This is a genomic window from Cohnella thermotolerans DSM 17683, assembly GCF_000429825.1.
In the GTDB taxonomy this organism is placed as follows: domain Bacteria; phylum Bacillota; class Bacilli; order Paenibacillales; family Paenibacillaceae; genus Cohnella; species Cohnella thermotolerans.
Map to the genome: position 1 here is coordinate 1 of NZ_AUCP01000101.1, position 10470 is coordinate 10470.

The 10470-nt window shown below is 56.9% G+C and carries 5 protein-coding genes and 2 pseudogenes; 5 read left to right on the forward strand and 2 right to left on the reverse strand.

Features of this window, described 5'->3' with window-relative positions:
• Positions 1-420 precede the first annotated feature (420 nt).
• The 3 genes and pseudogenes from G485_RS26955 to G485_RS31545 form a co-directional block, all read left to right on the forward strand.
• Positions 421-2816: pseudogene (locus tag G485_RS26955) on the forward strand (heavy metal translocating P-type ATPase); the annotation flags it as partial.
• A 1333-nt stretch (positions 2817-4149) separates the two neighbouring features.
• Complete coding sequence (locus G485_RS0116500; RefSeq protein ID WP_027093437.1) at positions 4150-5940, forward strand: ABC transporter ATP-binding protein; 1791 nt, start codon at positions 4150-4152, stop codon at positions 5938-5940.
• A 68-nt stretch (positions 5941-6008) separates the two neighbouring features.
• Positions 6009-6362 (forward strand): annotated as a pseudogene (locus G485_RS31545) (DNA polymerase beta superfamily protein); the annotation flags it as partial.
• 42 nt (positions 6363-6404) lie between these two features.
• On the opposite strand, the gene G485_RS26960 reads toward G485_RS31545, so the two are convergent.
• The gene (locus tag G485_RS26960; protein WP_240489176.1) at positions 6405-8609 is read right to left on the reverse strand and encodes a golvesin C-terminal-like domain-containing protein; all 2205 of its coding nucleotides are present in this window, start codon (positions 8607-8609) and stop codon (positions 6405-6407) included.
• 229 nt (positions 8610-8838) lie between these two features.
• Between G485_RS26960 and G485_RS31550 the strand changes: the two genes are divergently transcribed.
• Together G485_RS31550 and G485_RS28545 are read left to right on the forward strand one after the other, a co-directional pair.
• A complete protein-coding gene (locus G485_RS31550) occupies positions 8839-8979 on the forward strand; it encodes a zinc-ribbon domain containing protein (protein WP_156922422.1) in 141 nt (46 codons plus the stop codon).
• 97 nt (positions 8980-9076) lie between these two features.
• Positions 9077-10003, forward strand: coding sequence for a cell wall hydrolase (locus tag G485_RS28545; protein ID WP_205620160.1), 927 nt, complete (start codon positions 9077-9079; stop codon positions 10001-10003).
• Positions 10004-10211: 208 nt separating this feature from the next.
• Here G485_RS28545 and G485_RS0116520 read toward each other — a convergent pair.
• Positions 10212-10470: transposase (locus G485_RS0116520; protein ID WP_027093439.1), on the reverse strand; the 259-nt coding region annotated here is incomplete at its 5' end.

Below are 10470 nucleotides of genomic sequence, written 5' to 3' on the forward strand. Positions count from 1 at the left end.
ACAGAAGAGATTCCGCTGAATGTCGTTCGGAATTTCGATGCGATGGATGATGGAGATCCAACCGTACCTCCGCAATTCAGCTGCGAAGAATGCGGAGGAGGCATGTACCCGGAATATTACAAGGGAATTCATGGTTACGAGTACAGGATTAGCGATGTAAGAAAATAGCCGGGTATAGGTTTTTCCCCACACCCGGCCATTTTACACGTATGAACTCAGTTGAACGAACTTAAAGGACGCCGCCAGGCGTTTTTCTTACATGGGGGCGGCACCGGCGCGGCGATTGCGCGGAGGCCGCAAAATTTTGCGGGAACGGCCGCACGATTTGCGCGTTGGCAGGGCTCGCGGCGCTCTAAGATAAGGGCATACCGGTTGGGATTAGCCTGTAAGCCAAATCTGAGAGAATGGGGAGAAGATCACATGAGAACGGACACGTGGACGGTTCGCGGCATGAGCTGTGGGCACTGCGCCCATACCATCGAAGCCGCATTGGCGAAGCTTGGGGCGCTAGCGAAGGTCGATCTGGAGGCGGGGACGGTGTCCGTTCTGTACGATTCTAGCGTCATCGGCTCCGAGCAAATCGTCGCCGCGATCGAATCCCACGGCTACAACGTCGTGTTATGAGTCTGAAGCCAAATGTCGGCAGGCAGGAGACGCTCGCCATATCCGGAATGACCTGCGCCGCATGCGCGGCGCGCATCGAGAAAGGGCTGAACAGGCTGGAGGGTGTGGAGGCATCGGTCAATCTCGCGTTGGAGACCGCGCGCGTCACCTACGATCCCGCTCGCACCGCGATGTCGGCCATTATCGGCAGGATCGAACAGTTGGGCTACAAGGCGGCACCCCGGAGGGAAGCCTTGGGGGAAGCGGACCGCAAGCGAAGGGAGCTCCAGCATCAGGTGTGGATGCTGATCGCGTCGGCGATGCTGACGATTCCTCTGCTGTGGGCCATGCTCGGCGACTACACGTACACCTCCTGGATCTGGGTGCCGGAACGGCTCATGAATCCTTGGCTTCAATTATCTCTGGCGGCCCCGGTTCAGTTCCTCGCCGGGGGCAGGTATTATATCGGCGCGTTCAAGGCGCTGCGCAACCGCAGCGCGAACATGGACGTGCTTGTGGCGCTGGGAACATCGGCCGCCTTCGGCTACAGCCTGTATAACACCCTTCTGGGGCGATCTTCACCTCTCTACTATGAGACGAGTTCGGTGCTGATTACGCTGATTCTTCTCGGCAATCTGCTGGAGCGTCTGGCCAAGGGCCGTTCGTCGGAAGCCATCCGGTCGCTTATGGGCCTGCAGGCGATGACGGCGACGGTGATCCGTCATGGCGAGGAGAGGCGCGTTCCGCTGGATGAGGTTCTCCAGGGCGACTTGTTCGTCGTCAAACCCGGCGAGAAGGTGGCCGTCGACGGAATCGTGGAGGACGGATGCTCGGAAGTCGACGAGTCGATGCTGACCGGCGAAAGCTTGCCGGTGACCAAACGGGCCGGGGATCCGGTATTCGGGGCGACCGCCAACAAGACCGGAATGTTGAAGGCAAGAGCGGTTCGTGTGGGCAAGGACACCGCGCTGGCCCGGATCGTTGCAGCGGTGGAGGAGGCGCAAGGCTCCAAGGCGCCGATTCAGCGGGTGGCGGATACGATCTCGAGCATTTTTGTGCCCGTGGTGATCGGGATTGCCGTCTTGACGTTTCTGATCTGGTATGTCTGGGCGGAACCGGGAGATACGGCCGGCGCGCTGGAGAAGGCGATTGCCGTTCTGGTCATCGCCTGTCCATGCGCGCTGGGGCTTGCGACCCCCACCTCGATTATGACGGGCTCGGGGCGCGCCGCCGAGATGGGCATTCTGTTCAGAAGCGGCGAGCACCTCGAAAGTACGCATCGCATCACGACGGTTCTTCTGGATAAGACCGGCACCGTCACCCGCGGGAAGCCGGAGATGACCGATGTTCGCATCGAGGACGGCTACGACGAGAAGCAGCTGCTTGCTTGGATCGGCGCGGCGGAGAGCAACTCCGAACATCCGCTTGGGGAAGCCATCGCAGCGGGCGTGCGGAGCAGGGGGATCGGCTTGCCCTCGGTCGAATCGTTCCGGGCCATTCCCGGCTTCGGGATCGCTGCAGTTGTCGAGGGCCGCGATATCCTTATCGGAACCCGCAGGCTGTTGGCCGATTCGGGGGTGGCGATCGAGCGGGCGAGCGAGGAAGCGGCGCGGCTGGAAGCGGAGGGGAAGACCGTCATGCTGATCGCCGTCGACCGCCGGTATGCAGGGCTCGTAGGCGTCGCGGACACCCTGAAGACCACCTCCGCCGGAGCGGTTGCCCGTATGAAGCGGCTTGGCCTCGACGTGATCATGGTGACCGGAGACAACGGACGTACGGCGAAGCGGATCGCGGAGGAAGCCGGGATCGACAAGGTGCTTGCCGACGTGCTGCCGGGCGGCAAAGCGGATGAAGTGAGGAAGCTGCAGGCCTTAGGCAAGCATGTCGCTATGGTAGGGGATGGAATCAATGATGCCCCCGCTCTCGCGGCGGCGGATGTGGGCATGGCGATCGGGACGGGCACGGATGTTGCGATCGAAGCGGCGGGGGTGACCCTCATGCACGGCGATTTAAACCGGATTCCCGATGCGATCGAGATGAGCAGGCTGACGATGGCCAACATTCGGCAGAACCTGTTCTGGGCGCTGGCCTACAACGTGGTCGGCATCCCGATCGCGGCGCTTGGGTTCCTGGAGCCGTGGCTCGCCGGGGCGGCGATGGCGCTTAGCTCCGTATCCGTGGTGCTGAATGCGCTTCGGTTGCAGCAGGCGCAAAAAACAGAGAAGGACAGTGACCGTCTGATGAATGGAAAAATGCAGTTTATCATCGTCCTGCTTCTTGTCGTCATGACGTTTTCTGCCGGATACGGGTTCGGCAGGCAGGACGCGGGGCCGGTGAACGATCAGAGCATGGGTGACAGTCAGGCAGAGGCTCAGGGACACGGCGACGATATGGGCATGGGCCAAGCGAAGCAAGCGAAGGCGTCCGCAACCCAAGCGGAGTGGTCGACGGACGATCTCGCCGCCGGACAGGAAGCGACGGTCCGCATTCAAATTCGGGATGCCAAAGGGCAACCGGTCCAACGCTTCGACGTGAATCACGAAAAGCTGCTGCACTTGATCGTCGTGAATGAAGATCTGTCCTATTTCGCCCATATCCATCCCGAGTACGAGGGCGGCGGCCTGTTTGAGATCCGGACGACATTCCCCCATGGCGGACGGTATAAGCTCATTGCCGATTATGTCGCGGCCGGGGAGACGACGACGACCCAATCCACGTGGATAACGGTAAAGGGAGATTCTGTACCGGCCGTGCCTCTTCAGGCCGATCGGGAGCATGTGAAGACCGTGGATGGGCTCAAGGTCGTCTTGACGGGCGATCGCCTTCGGGCGGGCGAGGACGTCGACCTAAGCTTTGCCCTCTCCAACGCGAATACGGGACAGCCGATCATCGATCTGGAACCCTACCTGGGAGCCGCCGGTCACGTGGTCATTCTGAGCGAAGATGCCGAGGATTATCTGCATGTGCATCCGAGCGGGGACCTGACGCAGGGGCCGGAGGCCCGCTTTACGACCCGCTTCCCGCATTCGGGCTTATACCGGTTGTGGGTGCAGTTCCAACGGCATGGCGTGGTGACGACGATCCCCTTTGTCGTCCAGGTGGATTAAGGGAGGAGCCGATGCGGTCCGCCCCTCCGTGCAGGCGGCGATGCCGTTTGCGCGGAGGGGATTTTTTTGTTAGGGGCAGCCGGGTCAGGTTTTGCGCGAGGAACGCAATCTTTTGCGGGACGCCGGTCAACGATTGCGCGATGCGGGGCTCGCGGCGGCTATAAGATGGAGCTAGATCGGGAATCAAGCTGCGAACGGGGATGACACAGATGAAGGATCGATTTATGAATGGGATCGGATTATTGGGCCTGATCGGTCTGCTTGTATGCTTCGGGTGTACGATTGCGGCGAATGTCTATGACGACGCTGTGCCGGAGCATGCGGTTCGGATCGGCTGGGCGTTGTCTGCAGGAGGCGCGGCCATAAGCCTGATAGACAGCGTGTATGTGTGGATCCGGAAGAGGATGAAGCCCGTGTCGCAAAAGGAGGGGAGATTGCCATGAGAGAACTGCGTTCATTCTGGCCGTATGTCAGCAAGCAGAAGAAACTGTACTTACTAGGATTCATCGGAAGCCTGTTCCGCTTCCTCATCCCGCTCTCCGTGCCGCTCGTCGTCAAATACCTGTTCGATGATCTCCTTCGCAACGATACGCTGTCCCGCAGCGACAAAGTGGGGCAGCTGCTCTTCATCGCAGCGATCATGGTAGGCGTTTTTTTCTTGGTTCGCGCGCCCATGGAGTATGTCAGGCAGTATTTCATGAACAAAGCCAATAATCGGATTATTACGGAACTCCGCAAAGATGCATTTGCCAAGGTGCACGCCCTGGACGCCAAATACTTTGCCGACAACAGAAGCGGAGAGATCGGCACCCGTTTCTTTGACGATATCGAAAAAATACGGGGCTATATGACCGCCGTCTTCTCGAACGTCTGGATTGAAATGATCGTCCTGATCTGCGTGATCAGTGTGATGCTTACCTTGAACCTGGAGTTGACACTGCTCTCCGTCCTCCTCGTCGGCTTTCAATTTACGCTGGCCCACTTTCTGTCCCGGAAGGTGAAGTCGACGACGCGGAGCATGATGAACTACCGCTCGGTTCTGAGCGGGTTTGTCTTCGAGAAGATTCAAGGGGCTTTATGGTCCAAGCTGTTCTTAGCGGAAAAACGCGACCGCGAGCAGCTGGACCGCCACTTGGAGCAGTACGGCCGGATCACGGACCGGCAGGCCGGCATTCAAGCCGTATCACTTGCTGCCGTCAACGTATTAAGCGACATCACTCCCTTCCTGGTCGTATCCGTCGGCAGTTTATTCGTTATTGACGGAGGCTTGTCGCTTGGAAGTCTGATTGCGTTCTTTGCGTATGTGGATCGCATGCGCGGACCGGTAGCGGCTCTTGTGCAAGCCTTCCCTGTCATCGCCGAAGGGAGTGTCGCCCTTCAACGCATCTTCGATTTTATGTCGGTGCCGGTCACTGTAAGAGAGAAGAAAGACGCGCAGACACTGGAACATCTTAAGGACGCCATTGTGTTCGACCGGGTGACGTTCTCCTATAACGGCGAGGACAAGGTAATCGACGAAGTAACCTTCCGCATTGAACGAGGGAAGACCTATGCATTCGTGGGCGAAAGCGGCGGAGGCAAGAGTACGATTCTGCAGCTCATTACCCGGATGTATGATGTCGACAACGGTGAAATTTCGATCGATGGCACGAATATAAAAGACTACACGCTATCGAGTCTCCGAAACCAACTGGGCGTCGTTACGCAAGATAACTTTCTTTATAGCACTTCGATTGCGGACAACATCCGGATGGCGAAGCCGGACGCAACGGAGGAGGAGATGATAGAAGCGGCCAAAAAAGCGTTTGCTCATGATTTTATTGCCGCATTGCCGCACGGCTATGAGACGGAAGTGGGAGAGAGAGGCGTCAAGCTATCCGGCGGTCAGAAGCAGAGAATCGCGCTTGCCCGCGTGTTCCTCAAAGATCCGGCCATTATCCTTCTGGATGAAGCGACCAGCGCGCTGGATAACGAGAGCGAGAAGTTGGTCCAGGAGTCCATTGACCGAATGCGTCACGGCAAAACGATTGTCATGATCGCTCACCGGTTATCGACCGTCATTCACGCGGACCAAATCTTTGTCTTGAAGAAGGGCCGGATTGTCGAGAGCGGAAACCACCGGACGCTGCTTCAGGCGAATGGTTATTACAAAGAACTGTATGACAAACAAAATCCGGCTGTTCTGCAGCCTTCCGTCAGCCGAACCAGGTTTCGCGTAAGTGGAATTTGAAGATGGGCAGAGAGAGAATGTTTTTATGCCGATGCCGAAAGGCTAAGCGATATAAGATGTTGAGGCGTATCTTCGAAAAGCGGGACGTCATCGAACGTCCGATCAGCGACAAGCTCGATATCAGCGGCTGGGATTTGCGCAAAGCGCTGAGTTTGTACCGCAAGTCAAACCCGCCGCTGCTCGAGTGGCTGCAGTTTCATATCGAATGGGTCCGGTATTCGAATTTTTCGAATTATTTGCTGCATATCGTCAGCGTGCTTTGCTTATTTCTGTCCATGTTCGGCGACGAACGCTTGGATACCTCGGAAGAGATGCTGGACAAATATATCCGAAGTCTGAACGTCATTGATGCGCCGTTCTACATCCGCAGCTTATTTGCGAGAAACTTTCTGTCTATAAAGGAAGCTTATCGCAGCGCGTAAAAAACCGTGCAGCATACACCGCACGGTTCACAAGATTGGAGCTCAAATCGGCGCAACGATAAAATAGTCGAATACGGCGGTTTGATCGTACGTTCTCAAGCCGGCATATCCTTCCGTCAAGCTGGCATCGGTGACGCTGATTTGCGGAACGCCGTTGACGTAACCTGTAATTTTGCTCCCTGTGAGCTCCAGGCGCAGCAAATACCAGGTTCCCGGACTTGCGGGCAACTCCGCTTCTCCGAGGTTGGTCCAAGCGCCGTTTACTTTCTTGTATAGTTGGACTCTGTTCAGAGCGTAATGGATGCGCAGCATATACAAGTTGGAGAAATCGGCGCTGGCACGCGCCACGACGCCCGAAGCGGAGCCGGCTGCGGCGTTGTCGTACGCTTTCATAGCTGCGGTTACGGAGACGTCGGCGTATACCGCTCCTGCTCTTGCTTCGGCAATGCCCGCGCCGGATTGCTTCAGCACCTTCGTGCCGGCGTCATCCGCCACGGACCAAGTGCCGCCGAGCGCCGTCCAGTCGGAGGAGCCGCCGCTTTGGAAGAGGTCGCCGAAATATACGGGCTCAAGCATGACCGCATCGGCGCGGCTGATATTGCCGGTGACAGAACCGGGGCCGGCGGTCAGCATGACGAAATTGCCGTTGCCTGCGGAGAAATAAGCCGAGTCGATCAAATGCCATTGACCCTCCGCGACGGTCTTCTGATCGACGGTTACGGTATCGGTTGTGCCGTCATGATAAACGGTGTAGGTGACGGTCTGCGTCGAATTCTGGTAATACGGATAGCGAACGTACACATTGTAGTATCCGGGACCGGGAATGTTCAGCGCCCATGTCGCCGTGCTGCCGGGCGTGTTGCTGTAACGGGAACCGCCGTTGTAGCTTCCGGGCAGGGGGCTGTCCCCCCACGTTCCCGTCTCGGAGTATCCGCTGTCGGCGTTGTCGAGCACGACGACGCTTCTCGGCGTGACCGGTCCTATCGTATTCGAATAGGGGGAATATAGACCGTCGGGATTTTTCGACCTGACCCTGTAGTAGTAGCTTGTTCCTTCGGCAGCGGTCGTATCGTCCATAATCGGTACGGGATAATTCAGATAATCCGGTGCGGTAATATCGTCCGTTACGCCGCTGCCGATCACGGTCCACGGCCCGGAGGGACTGGGGGCGCGTTCAACGTCGTAAGAGTCCGCGCCCGAGACGCCGAACCAGGAGAGGGCGTGCACGGAATCGGCAGGGAACAGGATGGGCGCGTCCGGCGCCGGCCACGAAGGGACGGGCAACCCCTTTATCGAATAAGCGTAGCTGCGTAGCTTGTTGAAGATGACGGCTTCGTTCGCCCAATCTCCGCTTGGGAGACCGGGATAGCGCAAATAAGACCAATCGCCGACCGGGGGCCAGTGCCACCCGCCCGCCCTGTGGTGGGACATGCTGCCCCAGATCATCGCTCCGGACGTTCCGTTGTTTCGTACGGTATTCAGCAGCTCCTCGGTAACATCGGGCGAGAAATCGCCGAATTCGCCGATGATCAGCGGTTTTTTTCCGCGGGTCGTGTCCTTCCATTCATTCAGCTTGGCAATCGGATTCGGGTAATTGTGATACTGGTAGATATGAGGATCAATAAAATCGATATTGGGATCATTGAGCGCATTCGTCCGGATTCCTTGCGCGCGCACGTAACCTCCGTCGCCAACCAGATGGTTGCCATCCAGACTCTTGATATACGCGGCCATTTCGCTCGTCCAGCTGTCCGTTGAAGTCAGTTCGTTGCCCAGCTGCCAGGCCAGAATGGCTTTGTCATCCTTGTACGGCACCTTTGTGTAGGTGTTGGTGCGAAGAACGACGAAGCGAATAAAATCTTTGAAGTCCTGCTTGACGACCGGATCGCTCCAGAACGAATCGGCGCTCTTGCCCCGGAACGCCGCCCAATCTGCCGTTCCTCCGACGTAATTGTAACGGTCCACGAAAGGGATGATCAGCCTGACCCCGTAACGGTTCGCCAACTCAAGGACTTTGTCCAGCGATTTAAAAGCGCTTTCATTAAATTGGCCGGGTCCCATCACATGGCGGAAGGTGCCCGGGGGGTCGCTGCTCATTCGGACCTCGAGCGGATATAAGCGGATCACGTTAATCCCCGATTGGCTTGCGGCGCGGATCTCATCCTCCATCTCCGCCGGATCGGCCCATGCCCGCTCCAGGAACGGGGCGTTGGTTCCGATAAAACGATACTCGGACATACCATCCATCAGCTTGTCGCCGCTTCGCCCAATGAAAGTCGTAAAGCTTCCCAGCGCAATTGCCGGATTAAGAGGAAACAGGCACGCGGCAGCGAGCATGAACGCGAAAAAAGTGCAGAATGAATTTCGACACTTTACTCACGCGTATCCCCCCTTTTCGAAATGAACCTGATACAGTATACGCTTACATGGGGATTGGCATGACAAGTAGCAACATAAAAGTTCGCAACGCGACAAAATTGGGCAAACAGCTGAATGCAAGAGATGCGGCAGAGTTATTGTGTTCGATGAGACGAATCCCGATTATTACACAAGCGAAGGTTTACAGTTTCCGGATAAATGCGTAGATTGTTCCGCATCATCGATGAAAAATCGTTAATATTTAAAATATTCCTTTTTGTAGATTGTATAATATCGAACAGTGAGTCGATTGTACTACAATCCGCAAAAAGGAGATGACGGGAATAAAGCGGTTGATGAGATTGGCCGTGACGGCTCTCGGACTGCTGCTGACGGTGGGTACCGGAGCGGCGTTTGCGAATTCGAACAGTGCAATATATATAGAAGACCAGAAATTGAGCTTGAACCCGCAATTGCGGATGGCGGACGGAGTGACCTACGCTCCGGTCAAGGAGCTTGCGGACCGGATGGGCTGGCAGCTGGCTTATGACGGCGGCTCCGGCCGGATTGCCGTAAGCAACGGACTCGGCGACAAGCTGGCGTTCCGGACCGGGGAGTCGGTGGTCACGTACAACGGCAAGGCTTACGATATTCCGCAAGCGGTTACAGTAAGAGACGGCAACGCGTACTTTCCTCTGCGCACCTTGGCGGAGGCTATGCATGCGAGCGTAGGATGGCAAGACCAAGGGAAGACTCTTGCCATTAAGACGGAGGAGCCGTACGTCGTTCGGAGCGGCGATACGCTGGCAAGCATTGCAGAGGCTAGCGGAACGACGGCCAAGGCGCTTATGATTCGGAACGGGCTGGCGGACGGGTCGCTCCAGGCCGGCCAGAGCCTGAAGGTGGTGGTGCCGGATTTCCTGGACCCCGAGACGGCCGATGCGGCTCTGCTCGCCAAGATCGTGGAGATCGAGGCCGGGAACGAGCCTTACGAGGGCAAGCTGGCCATCGCCAACGTCGTTCTGAATCGAGTGAAGAGCGGCAGATTTCCCGATACGGTCAGAGGCGTCATTTATGCCCCTGGCCAGTTCCCTCCGGCAGGGAACGGGCTATTGAAGACGGAGACGGCATCCGGCGACAGCCTCCGAGCGGCTCTGGCCGCCTTGTCCGGCGAGAACAATGTCCCCGGCGCGCTCTACTTCTTCAACCCGAAGCTGGAGCCCGACAAAGCCAAGAAAACGAAAGTGGTAAAGAAGATCGGCCATCATATGTTTGTGAAATAAAGGAATTCGCGAAAAAGCGCTTGGCTTTCGAGCGGCGGCTCGAAGCGAAGCGCTTTTGCACGTGTTGAAGCCGATCGGAGTTTGCATGGCCGGGGCCGATGAGTTTGATCCTTATAAGGATTAAAAGCAACGTGCCTTGTCAAATGAAGAGGATGTATAATAGGGCTTGCTGAACAAGATCAATTTAAGCTGCTCCCAACGCATGAGCCTAGACCGTGATTTTCTTTGCGGTTTTCATGCAAAAAATCGGACGGAACGCAATGAATCTGAAAAAAGAGAAAAAAAGAACCCGCAGTCGCCGTTCCAGGTTCATAACCAGAAACTGGATAGCGATGACAGTTAAACTTGTATGAGCACCGCGGGAGCAAATTCGGCCCAAACCCAACTTGCGTTTGCCTTCGCCGAACTTTCCTTCGATCGCATTGCGCTGTGCAGCGTCTTGCTTCTCTTGCTTTCGATCATCGGCG